The sequence below is a fragment of the Microbacterium sp. Bi128 genome, assembly GCF_918698205.1.
On sequence record NZ_CAKKMM010000026.1, the window covers coordinates 1 to 23,612 of the forward strand.

Genomic DNA, 23,612 nt, shown 5'->3' on the forward strand with positions numbered 1-23,612 from the left:
GGGTCGAGGTGATGTCGGCGACGGTCGCGTCGTAGGCCCGGAGGAGTTCATCGGCGTCGACGAAGAGGCTGAAGCCGTGTGCGCCGGCGCCCATCGCGCTGCGGCGTCCGACGATGCTCTCGTCGGCGTACACGGGCCAGTCCGTCGAGCTGCCGATGGGGACGATCGTGCCGCGCTCGTACCCGGTGGCGGCGAGGGCCAGCTCGGGCTCGGGGAGCCGCAGCTTGTTGACGCCGACCACGGCCCGCAGCTTCGGCCACGAGATGACGCGGTCGCCGGGCACGAGGGCGAACAGGAAGGTGTCGTCGGAGCGCTTCACGACGAGCGTCTTGACGATGTCGTCGGGGCGGATGCCGAGCAGGGCCGCCGCGTCGTCGAGCGAGGCCGCGGCGGGGCGCTCCCGCACATCGACAGAGAGGCCGCGCTCGCGCGCGGCCTCTCGGACTCTGATGGTGGGATCGCTCACGCGTCGGGAGCGCGGAGCGGGTCGTCGGCCACCCACAGCTCGTCGTCGGCGCGCAGAGTCTGCCAGGCGGCGTACGCGACGCCCACGGCAGCGGCGACGCCGAGGAGGATGGCGATGACGCCACCGGCACCGATACCGTCGTTCTGCTTCGGGAGCTTGGCGGCGAGCTTCTTGCTGGCCTTCTTGCCGTACTTCTCGGCGCGCTTGGCGTACTTGTGCGTGTCGAGTTCGAACCCGCGACCCTTGGCCAGGCGGTCGCGGGTGTCGCCCGCGGCATCCCAGACCGACATCGCTCCGCCGACGACGGCACCCGCTGCGGGGATCACCTTGCCGCTGAGGAAGCGGTTGGCGGAGGTCACGCTCTTGTCGACGTACGGCGCAGCGTACTTCTCGTATCCGTCCTGGACGGTGGGAACGAGGTCTTCACGGCTGAAGCGACCGAGCTGGCGACCGGCTTCGCGGGCCACCTTTCCGCTCTCGCCCAGCAGAACCTGCTGGGACTCCCACACCTTTGCGGCGTGCTTCTGGAGCTTGCGCAGTTCCTTCTTGCTCTTGCGGCTGAGGCCCACGGCTTCATCCTCCCTGTCGATGGGATGTACGCCCCTCATCTTGCCAGAACGGGGCTCTCCGTCCGCCGACCCTTGCAGATAACTCTGAGAGAATGTACCCATGGCTTCCCACACCGCCGTCGCGACCCTGCACACCAACCACGGCGACATCGTCGTCAACCTGTTCGGCGACCACGCTCCCCGGACCGTCCGCAACTTCGTCGGTCTCGCCGACGGGTCCCAGGAATGGACCAACCCCGCCACCGGCGCCAAGGGTGAGGGTCCGCTCTACTCGAACGTCGTGTTCCACCGCATCATCCCCGGCTTCATGATCCAGGGCGGCGACCCGCTCGGTCAGGGCGTCGGCGGTCCCGGCTACACGTTCAACGACGAGATCCACCCCGAGCTCGACTTCTCGGCGCCCTACAAGCTCGCGATGGCGAACGCGGGTCTGCGTCGCAACGCGATCACCGGTCAGCCCGAGGGCACGAACGGCTCGCAGTTCTTCATCACCACCGACCCGACTCCCTGGCTGCAGGGCAAGCACACGATCTTCGGCGAGGTCGCCGATGACGCCTCCAAGAAGGTCGTCGACGCTCTCAGCAAGGTTCCCACGGCCGCCGGCGACCGTCCCATCGAGCCTGTCGTGCTCGAGTCGGTCGACGTCGTCGCCGTCTGACCCTCGGGCGGCGGCGGGTGTCTACGACCGAGGAGTTCCGTCGCAACAGCGACAACTTCTGTTACCGGCATCCCGACCGGCAGAGCTTCGTCCTCTGCCAGCGGTGTCTGCGCACGGTTTGCCCTGACTGTCGGACACCCGCTGCCGTCGGCGTCATCTGCCCGGAGTGCCTGGCTCAGCAGCGGGCCTCCGAGACTCCGGCCCAGAAGAAGGCGCAGCGCCGGTGGTCGCGATCGCGTCCGGTTGCGGTCGTGGCCTCCGGTCGCCCCACGGCCACCCTGGCCATCATCGCGATCACGGGCCTGGCCTACGTCATCGGGCTGATCCCCGGCGTCGGCGGACTCCTCACCAACGCCATGGAGTTCTACCCGCCCTACCTGGTCCCGCAGTTCGGGCCGATCGAGCCGTGGCGGCTCTTCACCGCCGCCCTCGTCCACTCCGGCTTCTTCCACCTCGGCCTGAACATGCTGGCGCTGTGGTTCCTCGGGCGGAACCTCGAACCCCTGCTCGGACGTTGGCGGTTCGTCGTGCTCTACGTTCTGGGAGCGCTGGGCGGGTCGGTCGCCGTGGCGTTGCTCGCACCGACGACGGCCGTGGTCGGTGCCTCGGGCGCGATCTTCGCACTCTTCGGTGCCCTGCTGGTGATCGGTCGCCACATCGGAGCCGACATCCGGGTCATCGCGATCCTCATCGGGATCAACTTCGCCTGGCCGTTCGTCGTCGCCTTCGTCACGTCGCTCGCTACCGGCAACTTCATCGCCGCGCTCAACAACGTGGGCGTCTCGTGGCAGGCGCACCTCGGCGGACTGGTCGTGGGCGCGCTGGTTGGGCTGATCTACGCCCGCACGCGACTCGCTCGCCAGCGGTCGGTGCAGATCGGTTTGCTCGTCGTGCTCACCGTCGCCCTGTTCGCGCTTCTGGCGATCCCGGCCCTGGTCTACTACTGAGAGTTATCCACAGGTTCATCCACAGGTGGGGATGAATTACACGAGTGTAAGTCGGGTGATCTCAGCGCCAGCGCGTGGTCATCAGGAAGCCGACGAAGGCGATCCCGAAACCGATGACGAGGTTCCACGCCCCGATGCCGGGGATGGGGAACTGCGAGTTGCTCAGGTAGAAGACGAGGACCCATACCAAGCCGATGAGCATGAGGCCGATCATGATCGGCAGGAACCACACCGGGTTGGGCGTGGATCCGCTCTCGTTGCGCTCAGCGATCGGGTCTTCGCCGTTGCCAGTTCGTGCCATGCGGGTCAGTCTAACGGGCCGGTCGTGCTCCACCCGCGGAACTAGACTCGGCTCGTGTCCACCGCTGACCAGCCCCTCACGCGACGCGGCTCTCGCCGGCGTCCGCCGCGTCGGCGTCGTGTCACGGTGCTGGGGGTGCTCGGCGACCTGTTGCTCACCGCCGGGGTGCTCGTGCTGTTGTTCGTCGCGTGGCAACTGTGGATCGGCGACGCCATCATCGGTGCGAAGTTCAAGAGCGAGGCCGACTCCCTGACGCAGGAATGGGCGTCCGCACCGGCGACGCCCGCTCCCACTCCGGATGCCGATCCGGATGCCGACGCCCTCGGCCCCGGAGAGCCCCCTGCCCTTGCGCAGCCCGGGAACGGCGAGGTCTTCGGCGTTCTGCGCATTCCGCGGCTCGGACCCGATTACCAGTTCAAGCTCGCCGGCGGGGTCAGCGCGGCGGTCACCCTCGATCCCATCGGAATCGGCCACTACCCCGACACGGCCATGCCCGGTCAGACGGGGAACTTCGCGATCGCGGGCCACCGCGGCAGTCACGGGGCTCCGTTCGCCGACCTCCCTTCCCTTCGCGTCGGCGACTCCGTCGTCGTGGAGACACCCGACGGCTGGTACACCTACGGCTTCCGCAACCTCGAGTACGTGCGTCCCGACGGGGTGCAGGTCCTTCTGCCGGTTCCGCAGGCGCCGGAAGTCCTTGCCACTGACAAGGTGATCACGATGACCACGTGCAGCCCGCGATACGGCTTCTCGGAGCGCGCCATCGCATATGGCGTCTTCGACTCGTTCACTCCTCGCGCGGATGGACCTCCCGCGTCGCTCACCGAGGGAGCAGCCTGATGTACGGAGCCCTCTGGCGCATTCTCCCCGGACCCTGGTGGGTGCGCCTGCTGATCGTGCTCGTGCTGGCCGCGGCGGTGCTCTACGGGCTCTTCTTCTACGTCTTCCCGTGGGTGAGTGACATCGTCTATCCACAGGAGGTCACGGTCGAGTGAGCTTCCGGGTGGTCGTCGTCGACAACCGCGACAGCTTCGTCCACATCCTCGCCGGGTATCTCACCGACCTGGGGGCCGAGGTCGCCCTGCGACCGGCCGTCGGACTCGATCCCGCGGCCGCGGTGCGGAGCGCGGACGCGGTCCTGGTCTCACCCGGCCCCGGCCACCCCCGGGATGCCGGCGCTTCGGTCGACGTGATCCTCGAGGCGCACGCGCGTGGCATCCCTCTCCTGGGCGTGTGTCTCGGGCACCAGGCCCTCGCGGTCGCGTTCGGTGCACGCGTGTCGCGCGCACCCGAACTGCTGCACGGGATCACCAGCCGGATCCACCACGAAGGGCACGGGGTGTTCGCGGGTCTGGCCGACGGGTTCGAGGCCACGCGCTATCACTCGCTCGCCGTCGACCCCGACACCGTTCCGGACGATCTGGCCGTGACCGCCCGCAGTGAATCCGGTGTCATCATGGGCCTCGCGCATCGCAAGGCGCCGTTGACGGGTGTGCAGTTCCACCCCGAGAGCGTGCTCACCGACGGTGGTCACACGCTGCTGGGGACGTGGCTCGAGGATGCCGGGCTGCGCGGGGCGTCGGAGACGGGGCGCCGCCTCCACCCCCGCCGGAATCAGGAGCCGGTGCAGTAGGTCAGCGTGATCTCGCTGTGCACGGGCACCTCGCCCGGTGCCAGCGACTGCGTGGTGACGAGCGACGGCGTCGTGGCGCGGCATCCCGGGTCTTCCTGGGTGCGCACGGTCAGCTGCTTCTCGGTCGACTCGAGCTCGCGCTTGGCGACGTCGACGGGATAGTCCTTGTAATTGACGATCACCACGGTGCCGCTGGCGACCACGAGGTTCACCGTCGTGCCCTTGGCCACCTCGGTCCCGGATGCCACGCTCGCCGACATCACGACGCCCGAGGCCAGCGCCGGATCCGGTTTGCGCTGCACGAGACCGAGCGAGAGTCCCGCCGATTCCAGGGCGGCACGCGCCTCGGACTCGGTGATGCCCTCGAGGGTGGGCACGGTGGCGGTGTCGGCCCCCGAGGACACATACACCGTCACCTGCTGGCCTGCCGCCACCGACGTATCGGCACTCGGCGTCGTCCGGATGACGTTGCCGGCGGCGATCGAGCCGTTGGACTCATCGACCCGTTTGGCGAACAGGTCCTCCTTCTCGAGCGTCTCCACGGCGCGGTCGTACGACATGTCGACGACGTCGGGGATCGTGCGTCCGGCAGAGGGCACATCGTTGGACGGCTGGATCTGCACCACCCACAGCAGCACCGACACCAGCAGCACGGCCAGGACCGCCACACCCGCCCAGATCCAGGCAACCGGCGGCCCGGGCTGGGTGCGCCGCATCGTCGTGTCGGTGCTGAGCTGGCGCAACGATCGCGCCGTCTCGGCCGCCTGGCGCGGGTTGGGTCCGTACAGCTCGTTCGACAGCGCCGACATCTGGCGCTTGGTCGGCTCCTTGCCCTCGACCGTGGCATCCAGGTCTTCGCGGAACCCGGCCGCGTCCTGGGGACGCTGGAACGGATCCTTCGCGAGGGCGCGGAGCACGACGGCGTCGAGCGCACGCGGCACCGACTCGTTGAGGTCGCTCGGCGGGACCGGCGCCTCACTGACGTGCTGGTAGGCCACGGCGACGGGGGTGTCGCCACGGAACGGCGGCCGGCCGGTGAGGAGCTCGTACAGCACGACTCCGGTGGAGTACAGATCGGCTCGTGCGTCGACCGACTCGCCCTTCGCCTGCTCGGGGGAGAAGTACGCGGCGGTCCCGACGATCGCCGTCGTCTCGGCAACGGTGGAGGAGGAGTCCGACACCGCGCGCGCGATGCCGAAGTCCATCACCTTGATGCGTCCCGAATCGGTGATCATGACGTTGCCCGGTTTGATGTCGCGGTGCACGACGCCGGCCCGATGCGAGTACTCCAGGGCCTCCAGGATGCCGTCGACGTAGCGCAGGGACTCGTCGATGGTCACGGGCCCGGCGGCGATGACGTCCTTCAGCAGCTTGCCGTGGACCAGCTCCATCACGATGTACGGCACCGGGTGCTCGTGCCCGTCGGCACCGACCTCGACGTCTTCTCCTGCATCGAAGACCCGCACGATCGTGGGGTGGGCCATGCGGGAGGCGGCCTGGGCCTCGAGACGGAACCGCGTCCGGAACGCGGCGTCGCCGGCGAGGTCGGCCTTCAGGATCTTGATCGCCACCGTGCGCCCGAGCGTCTGATCGTAGCCACGGTAGACGCTGGCCATACCGCCGCGACCGATGAGGTCGTCGACGCGGTAGCGCCCGGAAAGGACGCGCGTCTCAGTGGTCACGGTGGGAACTCCTGGAGGGGTGGGGGGATGAGAGGTGGCCGGTCAGCGCGTGGCGCTCGGGCTGGGCGACGGGGTGTTGCCGCCGGTGATCGACGCGGAGGCCTCGCCCGAGGGTCCCGCCGTGCGGTCGGTGCCCGAGCAGCTCACCGTGTAGGTCACCCGAAGGCTCTGCCCGACCGAGTTGCTCACCTGCAGCTCGGCATTGCGCGCATCCGGAGCGAACGACGCCGAAGACTGACCGTTCTCGGAGAACGTGCCATTGGTCGCGGTGAGGTTGTAGGACGCCACGTTTCCGGTACCCGCGGGACACGTGTACTGCTGCCATGAGACCTGGACGGTGCTGCCGGCGGTGACGGATGCGCCGGGCAGCGTCGGGGTGCCGGGGGTGGGAAGCGGAGTCTCCTCGCCGAACACGCGCAGCGTGATGATCGTCCCGGCGGGGACGCGACCGGTGGGGTTCACCGTGTCGACGAGACCCACCTGATCGGGTCTGGTCGCGGCGTTGCCGGTCTCGCACTGCGCGCCGAGGTCGTTCGCGCTGAGGATCTCGCTGGCGGCTTCGCAGGACTTGCCCATCAGACCGAGGGAGTTGACATCGACGAGTTGCGAGGTTTGCGAGGGCGACGACGAGGGCGTCGCGCTCCGCGACGGCGTGGCCGAACTCGGTGTCGGGCTGGAGGGGGCCGTGTTCGGGTCGCTCTGGTTGCTCAGAACCGCGAAGAGCGTACCGCCGAGCACGAGCGCCAGAAGGGCGATGAGGGCGACGAGCGGCCACGTCCAGGGACTGCGCTTCTTCTTCTGCGGGCGCGGGTCGTCCTCGGTGTGCTCCTCGGTGAGGAGCGACGAGGACGGTGCCGGCAGCAGACGGGTCGCAGCAGAGGTCTGCCCCGCCGTCAGGAGCTGCGTGGCCTCGTCGGCGACGGCGACGCCCGCGGCGATGGCGGGTACCGCAGCGGCGGCGGCCGTGAGGTCGCCGCGGCGCAAAGCCGTGGCGGCGCGCGAGACGGCCGCGGCCGAGGCCGGACGCTCGTCGGGCTTCTTCGCGATCATCGCCATGACGAGGTTCTGCACCGGGACGGCGACCGTCGGCGGCAGCGGCGCGGGCTGCTCGTTGATCTGCGCCATGGCGATGGCCACTTGCGACTCGCCCGTGAAGGGGCGCTTCCCGGCGAGGGATTCGTACGCCACGATGCCGAGCGAGTAGATGTCGGTCGCGGGCGACGCGGGGTGCCCCGACGCCTGCTCGGGCGAGAGGTACTGCACGGTGCCCATGACCTGACCGGTGGCCGTCAGTGGAACCTGGTCGGCGATGCGCGCGATACCGAAGTCGGTGATCTTCACGCGGCCGTCGGGCGTGATGAGCAGGTTGCCGGGCTTGATGTCGCGGTGCACGAGGCCCGCGGCGTGTGCGGCCTGGAGGGCCGCGGCCGTCTGCGCCACGATGTCGAGGGTCTTGTCGGTCGACAACGAACCCTCGCGCTCGAGGATGGTCGACAGTGCCTCACCGGGCACCAGCTCCATCACGAGGAAGGCGCTGCCGTCCTCTTCGCCGTAGTCGAACACGCTCGCGATGCCCTCATGGTTGACGAGCGCGGCGTGACGGGCCTCGGCGCGGAAGCGCTCGAGGAACCCGGGGTCGCCCATGTACTCGTCTTTGAGGATCTTGATCGCGACGGTACGTCCGATGACATGGTCGGTCGCTTCCCAGACCTCACCCATGCCGCCGATCGCGATCCGCGACTCCAGCTCGTACCGTCCTCCGAAGGTCACTCCCTGCGTCGGTCTCATTTGCCCAGCACCGCCTCCATGACCTTCTTCGCTATCGGGGCGGCGATCTCGTTGCCGCTCCCGCTCTGCCCCTGGCCTCCGCCGTTCTCGACCACTACGGCGACAGCGACCTTCGGGTCGTCCGCCGGGGCGAAACCGGTGAACCAGAGAGTGTAGGGACGAGAATCGTTCTCTGCGGTGCCGGTCTTACCCGCCACCTGGACCCCGTCTATTCTTGCATTCGACGCCGCGCCGTCCTGGACGTTCGCCGTCATCATCGTGACCATCTGCGCCGCGAGGTTCGAGTCCAAGGCGCGGCCGAACTCGCTGCTCGTGCCCTCGTCGTCGACGGACAGGGTGGAGCCGATGATCCGGTCCACCATCCGCGGGTTCATCACGACGCCCTGGTTCGCGATCCCGGCCGACACCATCGCCATCTGCAGCGGTGTGGCGCGGACCTGGCCCTGTCCGAAGCCGCTGAGCGCGGTCTGGGGGGCGTCGAGGTTCGCGGGGTAGGACGACGGAGTCGAGGTCAACGGCATCGAGAACGACGCGTTGAAGCCGTACTTCTGGGCCTCGGCGCGGATCGCGTCGTCGCCGAGTTCGACCGCCAACTCCGCGAAGGGGATGTTGCAGCTCAGTCGCAGTGCCGTGGCGATCGTGACGGTGTCGCCGCCGCCGCACGTGCCGCCCCCCGCGTTGCTGACCACGCTCGAGGACTGCGGCAGGGTGTACGACGCGAGGTTGGGGAACGCCGAGTCCGGGGTGTACCGACCGGATGCCAGAGCGGCCGAGGCCACGACCAGCTTGAACGTCGACCCCGGGGGGTTCAGGTCGCCCTCGATCGCGCGATTCACCAGCGGCTGCGACGGATCGGCAGCGAGCTGGTCGTACGCCGCGTTGACGGCATCCGGGTCGTGGGAGGCCAGGGTATTCGTGTCGAAACTGGGCTTGGACACCATCGCGAGGATGCGCCCCGTCGACGGTTCGATCGCCACGACCGAGCCCTGCTGGTCGCCGAGGGCGTCCCACGCGGCGCGCTGTACGCCGGCGTCCAGCGACAGCTCGACGTTCGATCCGCGCGGAACCTGGCCCGTGGCCGCCTGCTCCAGGCGCGAGAAGAACTGACTGCTGTTGGCTCCGCTGAGCACGGAGTTCTTGTCGAGCTCGATCCGCGTGCGCGCGTCGAGCACGGGGTTCATGTAGCCGGTCACGGGCGCCCACATCTCGGCATCCGTGTACTGGCGCTGCCAGCTGTAGACGTCGTCGGACGGGACGGACGAGGCGATCACAGTTCCGCTGGCGATGATCGATCCGCGCTGGACCTGGTACGAGTCGTACAGCGCACGGCGGTTGCCGGCGGTGTTGGCGAGGTTCTCGGCCTGGCCGACCTGGATGACGCTGGTGGAGACGAACAGCGCGAGGAACATCGCCAGCATGACGACGCTGAGGCGTCGGAGTTCTTTGGTCACGGTGCCTCCTCCGGAGTGACGGTGCGGGTCGGCGTGGGCATCAGCCGATCACCACCCGGGGACGGCTGCGCACGGCATCCGAGATGCGCAGGAGGAAAGCGACGATGATCCAGTTCGCGACCAGGGACGAACCGCCGGCGGCCAGGAAGGGCGTGGTGAGACCCGTCAGCGGGATCACGCGGGTCACACCGCCGACCATGATGAACACCTGCAGCGCGATCGTGAACGAGAAGCCCGTCGCGAGGAGCTTGCCGAAGTCGTCCTGGCCGGCGAGGCCGATGCGGATGCCGCGGCTGGCGAACACCATGTAGAGCGAGAGGATCGCGAACACCCCCACGAGGCCGAGCTCTTCGCCGAGGCTGGGCAGGATGTAGTCGCTCTGCGACAGCGGGGTGATGTACGGACGGCCCTGACCGAGCCCCGTGCCGAACAGGCCGCCGTGCGCGAGGCCGAAGATGCCCTGCGTGAGCTGGTAGCTGCCGCCGTCGCGGTCGATGACCTCGGGGTTGAAGGCATCCAGCCAGTTGGCGAACCGGCCGTAGACGTAGGGCAGAACACGGGATGCCAGGAACGCCCCGGTCGCGGCGAGCACGACGCCGATCAGCACCCAGCTGGTCTTACCGGTGGCGACGTAGAGCATCGCGACGAACATGCCGAAGATGAGTAGACCCGTGCCGAGGTCGCGCTGCAGCACGATGATGCCGAGCGAGACGGCCCAGATGATCAGGAGCGGTCCGAGCTCGCGGGCGCGGGGCCACGTCATGAACAGGAACCGGGTTCCCGTGGAGGTGAGGCTCTCGCGCGTGCGCACGAGGTAGCCGGCGAAGAAGATCGCCAGAGCGATCTTGGCGAGCTCACCGGGCTGGAACGATACGAAACCGAGAGACACCCACACGTCGGCGTTCTGCTCGGTGCCCAGGCCCGGGACGAACGGCAGCAGGAGCAGCAGGATGCCGACGAGGCCCGAGAGGTAGGTGTAGCGGAAGAGCACGCGGTAGTTGCGCACGAAGATCACCACGAGCAGGGCCGCGATCAGGGCGATCGCCGCCCAGGCGATCTGCCGGATGGAGGTGGCATCCCATCCCTCCAGGCCCACCGCGAGGTCGATCCGGTAGATCATCGCGATCCCGAGGCCGGTGAGGATAGTGGCGATGGGGAGGACGAAGGGGTCGGCGTCGCGGGCGCGCAGGCGCAGCACCACGTGGACGACGAGGGCCAGGACCGCGGGGATGGCCGAGAGGATCAGGTAGCCGGACTCGACGGCACCGTCCACGCCGAGCTGCACCAGGACGATCGCCGAACCGTAGACGGCGATCGCGAACAGCAGGAGTCCCAGTTCGCGGTTGCGCTGCGTCGCGGGAACGCGGATCTTCTTCAGCGCGCGCATGACGGCGGTGTCAGTGGACACCGCGTCGGGCCGCGTCAGTTTCTGGTCTGTCATCCGGTGGCCTCCGGTGCGGGTCGCAGACGATCCACGATGAGCTCGGCGTCCGAGAGGGAACGGGCCGAGATGGTGCTCTCGACCGCCTGCCGATCGAACTCCGGGAGATCGGCGAGCACGATGTTGGTGTCTTCGTAGACCGACGAGAGCGAGAGCGGTCCGATGGACTGCTGCACACCGCGGTAGATGACGACCGAGTTGTCGTCGGCGCCGACGTAGTAGCGCGTCTGGGTCCACGTGTAGCCGGCGAACAGGCCCGCACCGATGGCGACGAGCACGAGGATGAGAGCCGCGAGCCACCCCAGGCGACGTCGGCGTGCGCGGCGCCGATCCTCTTCGATGAGCTCCTCGAGGAATTCCGCGGCGGGTTCGAAGTGCGTCGGCTCGTTCGCGGCCTGGCGCGCCGTGTGCAGCCACGAGGATCGCGTCGGGCGTGCGGCGGGGACGACGACACCGCTGGGGTTGGACGCCGACCCGACGATCGTCGGAGTTCCGATGAACACGGGGTGCTGACCGCCCACGTCGACGATCACGACGGTCACGTTGTCGGGGGCGCCTCCGTCGAGGGCCTGCTTCAGCAACGCGTCGGCGGTGCGGGCCGGCGGCATCCCGAGGGCGAGAGCGCGCGCGGTGTGCGCGTCGTCGACGACGCCCGAGAGGCCGTCGGAGCACAGCAGCCACCGGTCGCCGTCCTGGGTCGGCATGATGAACGTGTCGACCTCGGGGTCGGGGTCCATGTCGCCCAGGACGCGCATGAGCACCGAACGGCGCGGGTGGTACCGGGCTTCTTCCGGGGTGATGCGTCCCGAGTCCACCAGACGCTGCACGAACGTGTGGTCTGTGGTGATCTGCGTGAGCGTGTCGTCGCGGTACAGGTAGACGCGCGAGTCTCCGATGTGCCCGATCACGGCGTAGTCGTCGACCATGATGACGGCGCTGACCGTCGTTCCCATGCCGGCGAGCTCGGGGCGGCGGGCGACGGTGTCGATGAGATCCGTCGCGGTGTCGGCGAGAGCGTCGCGCAAGGCGTGCTCGGCCGCCGTCGTGCTCGTGAAGGGCTGATCGAGTTCGGTCAGTCGGGCGATCGCCAGGCTCGAGGCGACGTCACCTCCGGCGTGCCCGCCCATACCGTCCGCGACCACGAAGAGGTTGGACCCGGCGTAGCCGGAATCCTGGTTGTTGGAGCGCACCTTGCCCGTGTGGGAGATGGCCGCGCTCGAGCCCTGGAAGACCATGGAGGAGGGTTACTTCCTCAACTCGAAGGTCGTCGCGCCCACCTTGATCGGCGCGCCGACCTTCACCTGCACGGGGGATGCCACGCGGACACCGTCGTGCGACGTGCCGTTGGTGGAGTCGAGATCTTGCAGCATCCACTGCTCGCCCCACAGCACGAGACGCGCGTGGTGGCTGGAGGTGTAGTCGTCGCGGACGACGAGACCGGACTCGCTCGAGCGCCCGATCGTCAGCGGCTCGGTGCCGAGGGGCAGTTCGAGCCCCGCCTTCGGGCCGCTGGTGATCACGATGCGCGAGACCGACGATGTCGTCGCCAGGCCGCCGACGGGTGCGGGTGCGGGAACGGCGGGGCGCTTGACCTGCGTCGTGACCGCGTTCGGCGACGCCGTGGGCGCGGGGGCGGCGGGCGCGGATGCCGCGGGCTCGGGGAGCTTGCGCACTTTCACACCGAACAGGTCGGCGCGCAGCGAATACACGACACCGAAGACGAAGAACCACAGCAGGATGAGAAATCCGCCCTGGAGCAGCAGAAGGGTCAACGGACTCATGACAGGGGTCCCCGCTCCCGAACGTCGAAAAGCTGCGTCGCATCGGACGGCGCCGCTGGCCGTGCGGTCTGTGCCTGCGCGACCACACGGAACACGATATTGGTGCGACCGATCGAGATGGTGGAGTCCGGTGGCAGAGCGGCTTCGGACACCTTGCGGCCGTTGAGGTTCGTGCCGTTGGTGGAACCGAGGTCGCGGACCATCGCGCGCTCGCCGTCCCACAGGATCTCGACGTGCTTGCGGCTCGTGCCGGCGTCGGGGATCGTGATGTCGGCGTCGCTGCCGCGGCCGATGACCGTGCGCGCCTTCGTCAGCGGATGCCGCGTGCCGTTGATGTCGACGACGCCCCGCCACGACACCCGACCCTCGCTGGTCTGCGAGTCCACGCGGAGGGTGCCCGTCGACAGCGAGGAATCGCGCTCGATCGAGATGGTGACCGGCCCCGCGAACGAATAGCCCTGCGTGCGCGCGTGCTTCTTGACCAGCGCGTCGAGTTCGGACACGAGCGTCGAGCCCAGAGCGCTCATCTTCTCGTCGTCAGCGGGCGAGAGACGCACCGAGAACGAATTGGGCGCGAGGATGCGGTCGCGCGTGACGACCACAGCCTTCTTGTCGAGCTCGCTGCGCAGAGCAGAAGCGATCTCCACCGGCTGGATGCCACTGCGGAAGGTCTTCGCGAACGCACCGTTGACGGCGCGTTCGAGACCCTTCTCGAAACTGTCGAGTAGTCCCACGAGACTCCTTCAGGCAGGCAGACCAGTAGGCACATCGTAGTCAGCACGCCTGGACACCACATGGATGCGGGGTGGGACGCGCGTTTCGTCGCGGGCTGGCGGGCGTGATATTCTCGGGAAGTTGAGTGCATCCACGGATGCCGAGACGAGCGCGAGTGGCGGAATAGGTAGACGCGCTGGCTTCAGGTGCCAGTGCCCGCAAGGGCGTGGGGGTTCAAGTCCCCCCTCGCGCACAGGACGACGAAGGCCCCGGGTTCATCCCGGGGCCTTCGTCGTTGTCTGCGCGAGCGGGAGGGCTGTCGCGCCGCACGCCCGGCGAAGGTCGTTTCACCGCAGTCCGCGGCTGTGCTGCCCTGTTCGGATCATCCGCACAGGAGAATGCTCCTTATGGAAACCCCGTCGCGCCGGGCCTTCGGCCCTCACGAGCCGCTCTTCCCATGACCGCCCAGACAGCGGATCCGGTGTCCCTCTCCGACGAGCCCGCGGCCCCCGAGGGCCTGCTGCCGCCGCGCGGAGTGAACGGTGTGGTGGCCACGATGCGCTCGCCCGTGTTCCTCGCCGTGGTGTTCCTCGCCACCGTGGTGCAGGTGTGCAGCGACCCGGTGCTCGCGATCATGGGCGGCACGGGAGAGTGGGCCCACACCCTGTCGCCGCAAGTCGTCATCACGCTCGTCGCGGTCATCTGCCTCGCGCAGGCGATCTGCGTCTCGCAGTTGGCGTCGCGTCCTGAGCTCGCGATGCTCGGTGCCCTCGGGGGCTATCTGCTGGTGGCGGTCGTCTTGGGCGTCCCCACCTGGGCGACCCCCATGCAGCTCGTCATCGCGATCGCGATGTTCGCACTGGGTAGTGCCCGGTCGATCGCCGTGGCCGCCGCGTGGGCGGCGGCCGGCGTCGTCGGGGCGCTCGCAGCCCTCGCCGGATGGGCGGCGAGCGTGGGTGCCCCACCCGGAGCGATCGCGGGCTTCCTTCTCACGGAGGGCACGTCGCTGGCATCCCTCTCTTTCGCCGGCGTGACGCTGGGGATCCTGTGGGCCGTGCTCGAACGGCGGACCGAGCGGGCACGCCAGCACGCCCTCGACCTGCAGATGCAGCAGGGCGAGGCGATCGAGGCGTCGCGCACCGCCGAGCGGGGCAGGATCGCTCAAGAACTCCACGACGTCGCCGGGCAGCACTTGGCCGGGCTGGTCTCGCTGTGCGACGCGTCGGCCGACCTCGCGCCCGCGCATCCGCAGCAGGCGCTGCGGCTCATCGACGAGGTTCGGGCCGAGGGGCGCTACGCCGCGGCGAGCCTGTACGGCGCGCTCGGTGACCTGCGCGCCGTGGAAGCCACCGCGCACACCCCGACCCCCGACCTGCGCAATCTCGACGATCTCGTCATGTTCTGGCGGGAACGTGGCATGGATGTCGTCGCGCAGACCCACGGCGACCCCGAGACTCCTCCCGTCGTCGTCTCGACGACGGCGTACCGCGCCGTCCAGGAAGCCCTGTCGAACGCCGCCAAACATGCCGCCGGCGCCCCTGTGCGCATCCGGGTCGACATCGACCCGGGGCGGCTGAACGCGACCGTCGTCAACGGCGCCCCGCGCCGACCTCGCGCCGACGAAGGTGGTCTCGGACTGGGCTGGGGTTTGGATAACCTGCGCCAGAAGCTCACCCTCGTCGACGGGTCGCTCCACGCTGCCGCGGACGACGAAGGGGGATGGCGCGTGGGGGTGGAGATCCCGCTCCCGCGGACGACGGAGGACGTACGTGACTGACAGTGTGCCCATTCGGGTGCTCATCGCCGATGACAACCGCCCCTTCCGGCGCGGCGTGCGGCTGCGGCTGGAGCACGCGGAGGGGATCGCCGTCGTCGGTGAGGCGGCGAACGGTCGGGATGCCGTGGAGGGCGCGATCACCGAGCAGGCGGACGTCGTGCTGATGGACCTGGAGATGCCGGAGATGAACGGCATCGACGCCATCCGTGCGGTCGTCGACGAGTCCGGCGGAGCGACGCGCGTCATCGCCCTGACCAGCCATGGCGAGGATCACCTCGTCATGCGCGCCCTCAGCAACGGCGCCTCGGGCTATCTCCTGAAGACCCACGACAGCTCCCAGCTCGTCGAAGCGATCCGGGCCGCGCATCGCGGCGATGCGTTGATGTCGTCGCGCGTGACCCGCTCGGTCCTCACCGACATCGCGCAGCGTCGCCTCAGCCAAGAGGACCGGGAGAAGGTGGCATCCCTCAGCCCGTCCGAGAGCCATATCGTGCACCTGCTCAGCGACGGGATCACCTCGAACGAGCAGCTCGCGGCCGAGCTGGTCGTGTCGGTGAACACCGTCCGCAGCCACATCCAATCGTCGATGCGCAAGGTCGGAGCCACCGATCGCACCCAGCTCGCCCTCTGGGGAGTCCGCGTGCGTTCCGAGCTCGTGTCTCATCCGAACGGACGAATCTGAGGGCACTCTTTTGCCGCCCCGACCCTCTCGGCCGGAGCGAGCGATTGGCCGCGTGATCGGCCGAATAGCCCACCTCCGCCGGTGACGTCCGCATCGGCTCCATCCCGCCCGCACTCCTTCCTCGAACACACCATGGCCTCGCGCCGCGTCCTTTCGGCGCAATCGAGGCAGGGGTGGGGGCATGGACGCGATCTATCCGGTGTTCGCCCGCGCGGACAGGGTCTTCTACGACCACCCCCGCCGGCGTGCTGCGCCGGAGACCGAGCGCCCGTTCGTCGCGGACGTCGATCCGTCGTGGGGTCACGTCGACGACGGCATCTGGAGCTACTTCGAGCCGCGCGGCACCACGCTGCCCGAGCAGGGCTGGAAGGTGCACCTCAGCATCGTTCCGGATGCCGCCGCGCTCCTGCTGCAGATCGTCTCCGCCTACTGCGCTCGAGAGGGCCTCGCGTTCAAGCACCTCTCGAGTGCGGGCGTGCTCGCCTCATCGAATGCCAAGGATGCCGGACGTGAGGGGTCGGGCAAGTTCGTCACGATCTATCCGGTCACGATCGCGCAGCTCCATCGCACCCTGATCGACCTCGGCCGCCTCACGGTCGACCTGGACGGCCCCCACATCCTCTCCGACCTCCGTTGGCACGAGGGCCCGGTCTTCGTGCGCTACGGCGGCTTCCACCGGATGTTCGTCGAGATCGACGGTGTGCAGACACCGGCGATCCGGCATCCCGAGGGGCACTTGGTCGCCGACCTGCGACGCCCCGGGTTCGAGCCGCCCGCGTGGGTCGGCATCCCGCCCTTCCTGCGGGAGCTGGTCGACGAGCTGCGCGAACTGCGCCCACCGGAGGGGTTCCCGCACGTCACGGGGGTGTTGCACCACTCCAACGCGGGCGGGGTCTACACCGCTACGGATGCCGGGCGGGAGGTCGTGGTGAAGGAGGCACGGCCGCACGCGGGCGTGACCCCGGACGGCCTCACCGCCGTGCAGCGCGCGGAGCGCGAGGCCCGCATCCTCCGACGGCTTCCCGGCCGCGGGACGGTCGCGCTGGTCCGCGACTTCGCCGCCCTGGGTCACCGGTATCTCGTGCTGGAACGCGCGCGCGGGGTTCCCCTGCATCAGGCCGTGGTCGCTCGGCATCCACTCGTGTCGGCCGTCGTCGACGAGGCCGACGTGGACGCGTACCGGGAATGGGCGCAAGACGTGGGCGATCGCGTGCAGGAGATCATCGAGGGCGTGCACGCGGCGGGCTTCGCGCACGGCGACGTGCACCCCGGCAACTTCCTCGTCGACGACGACGGCGGGATCACCCTCATCGACTTCGAGATGTCCCGGCCGGTGGCCGAGAACGCGCCCGTCGCGATCGGCGCTCCCGGCTTCGTCGCGCCCGACTTCGTCTCGGCGGACGCGCGCGGCGGAGCGGCCGCGGACCTGTTCGCGGTGCGCCGCATCCAACTGTTCCTCTTCGCACCGATGACCCCGTTGCTCGACCTGCACCCGGGAAAAGAGGCGGAGGTGCGGGCGTGGGTCACGGAACGGTTCCGCCTCGACGGCGACGCGCCCGCGTCCGCCGGTGAACCGTCCGCCGACGCTCTCTCGCCCCTCGTCGAGGACGTCTCGCGCCAGCTCGTCGCGGATGCCACCCCCGACCGGGGCGATCGGCTGTGGCCGGGGGATCCCGCGCAGTTCGACGAGCCGCCGTACGCCCTCGCCCACGGCGCGCTCGGGCCGCTCCTCGCCCTGCACGCGGCGACCGGGAACGCGCCGGAGCGGCTCGTGGATTGGTGCACGGACGCGATGTGGGCGGCGCCCGCACGGTCGGGGCTCATGGACGGTCTGGCGGGAGCCGCGGCCTCGTGGGAGATGCTCGGACACCCCGATACGGCCGACGAGGCGCTCGAACGCTGCCTCGATTCCCCGCTGCGGTGGGAGGCGCCCGGTCTGTACGGCGGTCCGGCGGGGACCGCACTCGGCCTGCTGCGTCTGGCGGATCGGCATCCGGAACTCGTCGCAGAGGCACGGCGCATCTTCGACGAGGTGGCCGAGCGCGCGGACGGGTGGCGCGAACGCCCGTCGGCTCCCGTGGCGACCGGAGCGGGCGGGCTGCTGCGCGGCCCGAGCGGCGCCGCGCTGCTGGCGCTGTCACTATTCGACCGCGGGGGCGACCGTGGGCTGCTCGACCTGGCCGAGGCGGCGATCCGTTCCGACCTCGCCCGGTGCGTGCCGACCGCCGACGGCTCACTCCAGATGAACGAAGGATGGCGGCTGCTGCCGTACCTGGGCTCGGGGTCGGCGGGAGTGGCGCACGCGCTCGCCGCGCTGATCGAGCGGGACCCCGCCACCGAGCTCGCCGCGGCGTTCCCGGCCCTCGACCTCGCCGCCCATCCCGAGTTCGTGCTCGAATCGGGGCTGTTTCAGGGCCGCAGCGGGCTGATGCTGTTCCTCGCCGGGTCGGGTCCGGCCACCGCCGACCGCGCGGCCGCGCTGCGGCGCCACGCACGAGCGCTGGCCCTGCACGCTCTTCCCCGGCCCGACGGTGTGGGCTACCCCGGCCGCGCCCTCTTGCGCCTCTCGTGCGACCTGGCCACCGGCTCCGCCGGTGTGTTGTGGACTCTCGCGAGCCTCCGTGACCAACGGCGCCTGTCGGTGCCGTTTCTCGACCTCCCCCCGGTCGACGTTGCCCGAATGCGGGCACGAGGTCCGGGGGGAGGTGACACGAATGGGATACCTGCTCTCCTTGCAGACGCTCGAGCGCGGTGAGACCGAGCGCAGCGAGGTCTTCGCCAGCTCCTGGAGCACGTCGATCTGCTACAGCAGCACGTCGACCGGCCTCTGCTGAGCCGTCATGGCTCGATCGATGCGGGCGCGGGGTCTTCGGGCCGCGCGCCCGCATCCGTGTGTCCGGCCGCGGAGAAGAGGGGGGCGGGGGCCGCCCCCAATGCGGCCCCCGCCCAGCGTCGGCGTCCGACCCGAACGGACACCGAATGCGTCGAGACCATCGACGCTTCCGCGGACGATCCCAATGCCCAGACGGTAAGCGCATCGGTGCGGGCGGGTGTCCGGGGTTTCCGGTGCGCGCGAGGCGGATTTCCGCGTGATTTCGCGGGATTCGGCTTCTCGGCGGCGCCGGCGACTCCGACGAATGTCATGTGAATCTCATCCGAATAGACGACGGCGCCCCGGATCGCATCACTCGGGCGCGCGGACCCGGCGATTGTGGATCGCGACCCTGACGACGTACGGGGCGAGGAGCAGCACGATCAGTGTGGCCATCGCGACGACGGACGCCGCCGGTGCCGAGGCGGTCAGAACCGGCGAGGCCATCGCCGTCCCGAAGACGGCGAGCCCCCGTTCCCGCGGCGCGCAGCACGACAGCGCGGCCCGGAGCCTTCGTCGGCGTGGCCCACAGTGGCATCCGTTCTCCCCGGTAGGCGCGGAGCGTGAGCGCCAGCGACCACCACCACAGCGCGGCACCGGCGACGACGAGAACGATCCACCCCATCGCTCCATCCGAACACGGTCCGTGCCGTGCGACAAGGGTGCGCCGAGAACAGGGGAAGTGTCCGCAACAGGCTGATTCGGCGTACGTCGGCCTGTTCTCGTCGCTTCGCCTGTTCTCGGCGCACAGGGGATGCCACTGGCGCGGCGCCCAATCGCGGAGTATCGTCCATTTACGAACAGATGTTCGCTGAACGAACAGAGGAACCATGATCGACAAGACCGTGCCCGACGTCGCGGCGGCCGTGGCCGGCATCGCCGACGGCGCGACCGTGATGATCGGCGGCTTCGGGCGCGCGGGGCAGCCGGTCGAGCTCATCGACGCGCTCATCGCCCACGGCGCGCGCGACCTCACGGTGGTCAACAACAATGCCGGCAACGGCGACACCGGGCTCGCGGCTCTGCTGAAGGCCGGCCAGGTGCGCAAGATGATCTGCTCGTTCCCGCGGCAGAGCGACTCGTGGGTGTTCGACTCCCTCTACCGCGAGGGGAGGATCGAGCTGGAGCTGGTGCCGCAGGGCAACCTCGCGGAGCGGATCCGGGCGGCCGGCGCCGGGATCGGCGGCTTCTTCACCCCCACGGGGTTCGGCACGCAACTCGCCGACGGCAAGGAGACCCGTCGCATCGGCGATCGCGACTACGTGCTCGAGTACCCGATCCACGCCGACGTCGCCCTGATCAGCGCCCGCCGCGCCGACCGGTGGGGCAACCTCGTCTACCGCGAGACCGCCCGCAACTTCGGGCCGATCATGGCGGCGGCTGCGACGACCACCGTGGCGCAGGTCGATGAGATCGTCCCCCTCGGCGGCCTCGACCCGGAGGGCGTGATCACTCCCGGGCTCTACGTCGACCGGGTCGTCGCGGTGGGCGAACGCCCGTGGCTGCGCGACGGCGCCTTCGTCGGCGGCGTCGACATCGAGGGGCGCCCGTTCGCCCGGAACGGAGAGGCATCGTGACCACCCGCGTCTCGCGTACCGCGCTCGCCGCGCGCGTGGCATCCGACATCCCCGAGGGTGCCGTCGTGAACCTCGGCATCGGCGCCCCGACGCTCGTGGCCGACTACCTGCCCGAGGGCCTCGAGATCGTGCTGCACACCGAGAACGGGATGCTGGGCATGGGCCCCGCGCCCGTGGCCGGACGGGTCGACCCCGACCTCATCAACGCCGGCAAGCAGCCGGTCACGGCGCTCGCCGGTGCGGCGTACTTCCACCACGCGGACTCGTTCGCGATGATGCGCGGGGGACACCTCGACGTGTGCGTGCTCGGTGCCTTCCAGGTCTCGGCCGGCGGCGACCTCGCGAACTGGTCGACGGGCGAGCCGGGCGCGATCCCCGCGGTCGGCGGCGCGATGGACCTCGCGATCGGTGCCAAGGACGTCTACGTCATGACCGACCTGCTCACCAAGCAGGGCGCCCCCAAGCTCGTCGCCGCGTGCACGTATCCGCTCACCGGGGTGGGCTGCGTCTCGCGCGTCTACACCGATCACGGCGTCTTCGACGTCACGCCCGACGGCTTCCGCGTGCGCGAGCTGTTCGGCGACAACACGCACGCCGAGATCGAGGACCTGCTCGGTCTCACCCTGATCGCCCGAGGAGACTGAGATGACCGCCAGCTACGTCTACGACGCCGTCCGCACGCCTTTCGGCCGCGCCGGGGGAGCGCTGTCGGCGGTGCGCCCCGACGACTTGGCCGCGTTGGTGATGGCCGCGACCGTCGAGCGCACCGGACTGGATGCCGCCCGGATCGACGACGTGATCTTCGGCGACGCCAACCAGGCCGGTGAGGACAACCGCAACGTCGCGCGCTTCGGGGCGTTGCTGGCCGGCTTCCCGACGACGGTCACCGGCACCACCGTCAACCGCCTGTGCGCCTCATCGCTCGAGGCCGTCATCCAGGCTTCGCGCGCGATCGAGGCGGGGGATGCCGAGATCGTCCTCGCCGGCGGCGTGGAGTCCATGAGCCGCGCGCCCTACGTCGTCGAGAAGTCGCCGAAGCCGTTCCCCGCGGTGGGCAACGCGACGATGTGGAACACCGCGATCGGGTGGCGCATGACCAACCGGGCGCTGCCGACGCACTGGACGATCTCGAACGGCGAGTCCGCCGAGAAGATCGCGCGCGAGTGGCGGATCACGCGGGAAGAGCAGGATGCCTTCGCCGTGCAGTCGCATCAGCGAGCGGCATCCGCGTGGGCGGCGGGGGTCTTCGACAGTGAGATCGTGCCGGTGCCGGGCGTCGCGCTCGCCCGGGACGAGAGCATCCGCGACGACACCTCGGTCGAGAAGCTCGCGGGGCTGAAGGCACTGTTCGCCGCGGACGGTCAGGGGAGCGTGACGGCGGGCAACTCGTCGCCCATCAACGATGGCGCCTCGGCCGTGCTCATCGGCGCCGAGGGGGCGCTGGACGGCGAGCCGCTCGCGCGGATCGCGGGCCGTGCGGCCCACGGCGTCGACCCCGACGTGTTCCCCATCGCCCCCATCGAGGCCGCGAACAAGGCGCTCGCGCGCGCGGGGAAGACCTGGGCCGACGTCGATTTCGTCGAGCTCAACGAGGCCTTCGCCTCGCAGTCGCTCGCGTGCCTGGCCGGGTGGCCCGACCTCGACCCCGAGAAGCTCAACGTCCACGGCGGGGCGCTCGCGATCGGCCACCCGCTCGGGGCATCCGGTGGCCGCATCATCGGGCGCGCGGCGCACGAGCTGGCGCGCCGCGGCTCCGGTGTCGCGGTCGTCGCGATCTGCATCGGTGTGGGTCAGGGCCTCGCCGTCGTGCTGGAGCGGTGACCGGGGCGGGGCGGCCCGGGGCCGTAGGGCCCCATGCGCGGCGGATAGGGTGAGCCGGTGACCGACGCCGACCCCGCCGACGCTGCGCCCGCCGACGCCGCGCCGGCCGACGCTGCGCCCGCCGACGACAGCGACGGCGCGGGCGAGGTCGTGCAGGCGTTCGTCCGGGGCCTCGCGGTGATCCGCGCGTTCGACGCCGAGAACCCCGAGCTGACGCTGAGCGACGTCGCGCGGCGCGCCGGGGTCACGCGTGCCGCCGCCGGCCGGTTCCTCCGCACTCTGCAGACCCTCGGGTACGTCCGCAACGACGGCCGATCGTTCGCGCTCACGCCCCGCGTGCTCGAGCTCGGCTACAGCTACCTCTCGGCCCTGTCTCTGCCCGAAGTCGCGCAACCGCACCTCGAGGCGCTGTCGCGCTCGGTCGGCGAGAGCGCTTCGGCGGCGGTGCTCGACGGTGCCGAGGTCGTCTACGTCGCCCGCGTCCCCGTCCGCCGCATCATGTCGGTGGGCATCACGGTCGGCACGCGCTTTCCGGCCGCGGCCACGAGCATGGGCCGCGTGCTGCTCGCCGCGGCATCCGCCCCCGTCCGCGACGAGGTGCTCGAGCGTGTCCCGCTGACGGCCCTGACACCGCGCACCCTCACCGACCCCGACGCCCTGCGTCACGAACTCGATCGGGTCCGCGCGCAGGGCTGGGCGCGGGTCGACGGTGAACTGGAGCCCGGTCTGCAGTCGCTCGCCGCTCCCGTGCGCTCGCGCGGTGGCGAGGTCGTGGCGGCGATCAACCTGTCGATGACGAGCGGGCGCTACAGCGAGGCCGAGGTCGCCGAGAGGCTGATCCCCGCGCTCCTCGTCGCCGCCCGCGCCATCGAGGCCGACCTCCGCACGCCCTGAGCCGCGGGCGGTCAGCTTTCAGTCGAAGAGCAATCCTGTTCTCCAGCTTCGGCAATCTCGGTCAGAGGATCTTCGGAGGCACTCGCAGTGTCAAGACGTTCCAAGGTCTCACCGACGGCGTAGCGACGCTCCACGACCTCCGCGGGAACCAGTTGGATTATGCCCGGCAGCTCGTCGCTGACCCGCCAGAAGAACTCGTCGCCGGGTCCGATGGATAGCGAGCGAGCGATCTTGACGGGCAGACGGATCTGCAGCTTCGAACTCAGCGGGTGCGGTCCATCGAGGGATGCCATCACCTCATGGTGCGCGTGACTTACTTTTTTTACAATCCACTGATAGCATCTCCCCGATGCCTCTCCATCGCGGTGGTAGGGGAAGTGAGCCCGGGATTTCCTGCTGTTTGTGGGGCCCGGGTTTCGCGTTTCTCAGGTGCACACCCATAGTTGGCGAGCGAGCCGATCGCTCCACTGCGAATCTCCGGCGAGCCTGGCGTTCATGGCTCCGCATACAGCGTCGGGCACCCAGAGGAGCGGCTCCTCGATACCTCGGTGGTGGTTC

Annotated in this window: 24 protein-coding genes and 1 tRNA gene; 13 read left to right on the forward strand and 12 right to left on the reverse strand. The window is 69.7% G+C overall.

The window, feature by feature from the left end; all coding sequences use genetic code 11:
• Together LQV45_RS03915 and LQV45_RS03920 are read right to left on the reverse strand one after the other, a co-directional pair.
• Positions 1-466: aminoacyl-tRNA deacylase (locus tag LQV45_RS03915; protein WP_230005841.1), on the reverse strand; the 466-nt coding region annotated here is incomplete at its 3' end.
• Positions 463-1,035 carry a DNA helicase gene (locus tag LQV45_RS03920; RefSeq protein ID WP_138174010.1) on the reverse strand — a complete coding sequence of 191 codons (573 nt, stop codon included), beginning with the start codon at positions 1,033-1,035 and terminating at the stop codon, positions 463-465. The genes LQV45_RS03915 and LQV45_RS03920, both read right to left, overlap by 4 nt.
• A 100-nt stretch (positions 1,036-1,135) precedes the next feature.
• On the opposite strand from LQV45_RS03920, the gene LQV45_RS03925 reads away from it, so the two are divergent.
• Together LQV45_RS03925 and LQV45_RS03930 are read left to right on the forward strand one after the other, a co-directional pair.
• A complete protein-coding gene (locus tag LQV45_RS03925; RefSeq protein ID WP_230005842.1) occupies positions 1,136-1,693 on the forward strand; it encodes a peptidylprolyl isomerase in 558 nt (185 codons plus the stop codon).
• A gap of 17 nt (positions 1,694-1,710) precedes the next feature.
• On the forward strand, positions 1,711-2,640 hold the full coding sequence (locus tag LQV45_RS03930) for a rhomboid family intramembrane serine protease (protein WP_230005843.1): 930 nt from the start codon (positions 1,711-1,713) through the stop codon (positions 2,638-2,640).
• Positions 2,641-2,701: 61 nt separating this feature from the next.
• Here LQV45_RS03930 and LQV45_RS03935 read toward each other — a convergent pair whose 3' ends face one another.
• Positions 2,702-2,941, reverse strand: a complete 240-nt coding sequence (locus LQV45_RS03935; RefSeq protein ID WP_138174004.1) for a cell division protein CrgA — start codon at positions 2,939-2,941, stop codon at positions 2,702-2,704.
• 54 nt (positions 2,942-2,995) lie between these two features.
• Here LQV45_RS03935 and LQV45_RS03940 point away from each other — a divergent pair, with 54 nt between their 5' ends.
• Genes LQV45_RS03940 through LQV45_RS03950 form a run of 3 tightly spaced genes read left to right on the forward strand, consistent with a single transcriptional unit; the run spans position 2,996 to position 4,574 of the window.
• Positions 2,996-3,781: a class E sortase gene (locus tag LQV45_RS03940; RefSeq protein ID WP_230005844.1), complete on the forward strand. Its 786-nt coding sequence runs from the start codon at positions 2,996-2,998 to the stop codon at positions 3,779-3,781.
• Positions 3,781-3,936, forward strand: coding sequence for a DUF4175 domain-containing protein (locus LQV45_RS03945; protein ID WP_138174000.1), 156 nt, complete (start codon positions 3,781-3,783; stop codon positions 3,934-3,936). The genes LQV45_RS03940 and LQV45_RS03945 overlap by 1 nt, the downstream gene beginning before the upstream one ends.
• On the forward strand, positions 3,933-4,574 hold the full coding sequence (locus tag LQV45_RS03950; RefSeq protein WP_230005845.1) for an aminodeoxychorismate/anthranilate synthase component II: 642 nt from the start codon (positions 3,933-3,935) through the stop codon (positions 4,572-4,574). Before LQV45_RS03945 ends, LQV45_RS03950 begins: the two co-directional genes overlap by 4 nt.
• On the opposite strand, the gene pknB is transcribed toward LQV45_RS03950, so the two are convergent.
• Genes pknB through LQV45_RS03985 form a run of 7 tightly spaced genes read right to left on the reverse strand, consistent with a single transcriptional unit; the run spans position 4,556 to position 13,451 of the window.
• The gene (gene pknB / locus LQV45_RS03955) at positions 4,556-6,256 is read right to left on the reverse strand and encodes a Stk1 family PASTA domain-containing Ser/Thr kinase (protein WP_230005846.1); all 1,701 of its coding nucleotides are present in this window, start codon (positions 6,254-6,256) and stop codon (positions 4,556-4,558) included. The genes LQV45_RS03950 and pknB overlap by 19 nt on opposite strands.
• 42 nt (positions 6,257-6,298) lie before the next feature.
• Positions 6,299-8,044: a serine/threonine-protein kinase gene (locus tag LQV45_RS03960; RefSeq protein ID WP_230005847.1), complete on the reverse strand. Its 1,746-nt coding sequence runs from the start codon at positions 8,042-8,044 to the stop codon at positions 6,299-6,301.
• On the reverse strand, positions 8,041-9,495 hold the full coding sequence (locus LQV45_RS03965) for a penicillin-binding protein 2 (protein WP_230005848.1): 1,455 nt from the start codon (positions 9,493-9,495) through the stop codon (positions 8,041-8,043). The genes LQV45_RS03960 and LQV45_RS03965 overlap by 4 nt, the downstream gene beginning before the upstream one ends.
• Positions 9,496-9,535: 40 nt before the next feature.
• Positions 9,536-10,936 (reverse strand): FtsW/RodA/SpoVE family cell cycle protein, encoded by a 1,401-nt coding sequence (locus tag LQV45_RS03970; RefSeq protein ID WP_230005849.1) that lies wholly within the window; start codon positions 10,934-10,936, stop codon positions 9,536-9,538.
• Positions 10,933-12,171 carry a PP2C family serine/threonine-protein phosphatase gene (locus tag LQV45_RS03975; protein ID WP_230005850.1) on the reverse strand — a complete coding sequence of 413 codons (1,239 nt, stop codon included), beginning with the start codon at positions 12,169-12,171 and terminating at the stop codon, positions 10,933-10,935. The genes LQV45_RS03970 and LQV45_RS03975 overlap by 4 nt, the downstream gene beginning before the upstream one ends.
• Positions 12,172-12,180: 9 nt before the next feature.
• A complete protein-coding gene (locus LQV45_RS03980; RefSeq protein WP_230005851.1) occupies positions 12,181-12,717 on the reverse strand; it encodes an FHA domain-containing protein in 537 nt (178 codons plus the stop codon).
• Positions 12,714-13,451 carry a DUF3662 and FHA domain-containing protein gene (locus LQV45_RS03985; RefSeq protein ID WP_230005852.1) on the reverse strand — a complete coding sequence of 246 codons (738 nt, stop codon included), beginning with the start codon at positions 13,449-13,451 and terminating at the stop codon, positions 12,714-12,716. The genes LQV45_RS03980 and LQV45_RS03985 overlap by 4 nt, the downstream gene beginning before the upstream one ends.
• Positions 13,452-13,600: 149 nt before the next feature.
• On the opposite strand from LQV45_RS03985, the gene LQV45_RS03990 reads away from it, so the two are divergent.
• The 4 genes from LQV45_RS03990 (at position 13,601) to lanKC (ending at position 18,645) form a co-directional block, all read left to right on the forward strand.
• Positions 13,601-13,684 (forward strand) — tRNA-Leu (locus LQV45_RS03990).
• A gap of 204 nt (positions 13,685-13,888) precedes the next feature.
• Positions 13,889-15,208, forward strand: coding sequence for a sensor histidine kinase (locus LQV45_RS03995; protein ID WP_230005853.1), 1,320 nt, complete (start codon positions 13,889-13,891; stop codon positions 15,206-15,208).
• Entirely contained in the window at positions 15,201-15,890 is a 690-nt protein-coding gene (locus tag LQV45_RS04000; RefSeq protein ID WP_230005854.1) for a response regulator transcription factor, read from the forward strand. The genes LQV45_RS03995 and LQV45_RS04000 overlap by 8 nt, the downstream gene beginning before the upstream one ends.
• A 181-nt stretch (positions 15,891-16,071) precedes the next feature.
• Positions 16,072-18,645, forward strand: coding sequence for a class III lanthionine synthetase LanKC (gene lanKC, locus LQV45_RS04005; RefSeq protein WP_230005855.1), 2,574 nt, complete (start codon positions 16,072-16,074; stop codon positions 18,643-18,645).
• A 429-nt stretch (positions 18,646-19,074) separates the two neighbouring features.
• Here the strand turns inward: lanKC and LQV45_RS35620 are convergent, their stop codons facing one another.
• Positions 19,075-19,209 carry a hypothetical protein gene (locus LQV45_RS35620; RefSeq protein WP_290370204.1) on the reverse strand — a complete coding sequence of 45 codons (135 nt, stop codon included), beginning with the start codon at positions 19,207-19,209 and terminating at the stop codon, positions 19,075-19,077.
• 383 nt (positions 19,210-19,592) lie between these two features.
• On the opposite strand from LQV45_RS35620, the gene LQV45_RS04010 reads away from it, so the two are divergent.
• The 4 genes from LQV45_RS04010 to LQV45_RS04025 all read left to right on the forward strand — a co-directional run bounded on the left by LQV45_RS04010 (position 19,593) and on the right by LQV45_RS04025 (position 23,054).
• Positions 19,593-20,339 (forward strand): 3-oxoacid CoA-transferase subunit A, encoded by a 747-nt coding sequence (locus tag LQV45_RS04010; protein ID WP_230005856.1) that lies wholly within the window; start codon positions 19,593-19,595, stop codon positions 20,337-20,339.
• A complete protein-coding gene (locus tag LQV45_RS04015; protein WP_290370205.1) occupies positions 20,336-20,983 on the forward strand; it encodes a 3-oxoacid CoA-transferase subunit B in 648 nt (215 codons plus the stop codon). The genes LQV45_RS04010 and LQV45_RS04015 overlap by 4 nt, the downstream gene beginning before the upstream one ends.
• A gap of 1 nt (position 20,984) precedes the next feature.
• Positions 20,985-22,160 (forward strand): thiolase family protein, encoded by a 1,176-nt coding sequence (locus tag LQV45_RS04020; protein ID WP_230005857.1) that lies wholly within the window; start codon positions 20,985-20,987, stop codon positions 22,158-22,160.
• A gap of 150 nt (positions 22,161-22,310) precedes the next feature.
• Complete coding sequence (locus tag LQV45_RS04025; RefSeq protein WP_230005859.1) at positions 22,311-23,054, forward strand: IclR family transcriptional regulator C-terminal domain-containing protein; 744 nt, start codon at positions 22,311-22,313, stop codon at positions 23,052-23,054.
• An 11-nt stretch (positions 23,055-23,065) separates the two neighbouring features.
• Here the strand turns inward: LQV45_RS04025 and LQV45_RS04030 are convergent, their stop codons facing one another.
• The gene (locus LQV45_RS04030; protein ID WP_212743515.1) at positions 23,066-23,347 is read right to left on the reverse strand and encodes an AbrB/MazE/SpoVT family DNA-binding domain-containing protein; all 282 of its coding nucleotides are present in this window, start codon (positions 23,345-23,347) and stop codon (positions 23,066-23,068) included.
• Positions 23,348-23,612 lie beyond the last annotated feature (265 nt).

Excerpts from the sequence above, each read along its gene's own strand:
- LQV45_RS03925 (WP_230005842.1), top strand. The coding sequence starts at position 1,136 with ATGGCTTCCCACACCGCCGTCGCGACCCTGCACACCAACCACGGCGAC.
- LQV45_RS03935 (WP_138174004.1), bottom strand. The coding sequence starts at position 2,941 with ATGGCACGAACTGGCAACGGCGAAGACCCGATCGCTGAGCGCAACGAG.
- LQV45_RS03945 (WP_138174000.1), top strand. The coding sequence starts at position 3,781 with ATGTACGGAGCCCTCTGGCGCATTCTCCCCGGACCCTGGTGGGTGCGC.
- LQV45_RS03960 (WP_230005847.1), bottom strand. The coding sequence starts at position 8,044 with ATGAGACCGACGCAGGGAGTGACCTTCGGAGGACGGTACGAGCTGGAG.
- LQV45_RS03970 (WP_230005849.1), bottom strand. The coding sequence starts at position 10,936 with ATGACAGACCAGAAACTGACGCGGCCCGACGCGGTGTCCACTGACACC.
- LQV45_RS03975 (WP_230005850.1), bottom strand. The coding sequence starts at position 12,171 with ATGGTCTTCCAGGGCTCGAGCGCGGCCATCTCCCACACGGGCAAGGTG.
- LQV45_RS03980 (WP_230005851.1), bottom strand. The coding sequence starts at position 12,717 with ATGAGTCCGTTGACCCTTCTGCTGCTCCAGGGCGGATTTCTCATCCTG.
- LQV45_RS03995 (WP_230005853.1), top strand. The coding sequence starts at position 13,889 with ATGACCGCCCAGACAGCGGATCCGGTGTCCCTCTCCGACGAGCCCGCG.
- lanKC (WP_230005855.1), top strand. The coding sequence starts at position 16,072 with ATGGACGCGATCTATCCGGTGTTCGCCCGCGCGGACAGGGTCTTCTAC.
- LQV45_RS35620 (WP_290370204.1), bottom strand. The coding sequence starts at position 19,209 with ATGGCCTCGCCGGTTCTGACCGCCTCGGCACCGGCGGCGTCCGTCGTC.
- LQV45_RS04010 (WP_230005856.1), top strand. The coding sequence starts at position 19,593 with ATGATCGACAAGACCGTGCCCGACGTCGCGGCGGCCGTGGCCGGCATC.
- LQV45_RS04020 (WP_230005857.1), top strand. The coding sequence starts at position 20,985 with ATGACCGCCAGCTACGTCTACGACGCCGTCCGCACGCCTTTCGGCCGC.
- LQV45_RS04030 (WP_212743515.1), bottom strand. The coding sequence starts at position 23,347 with ATGGCATCCCTCGATGGACCGCACCCGCTGAGTTCGAAGCTGCAGATC.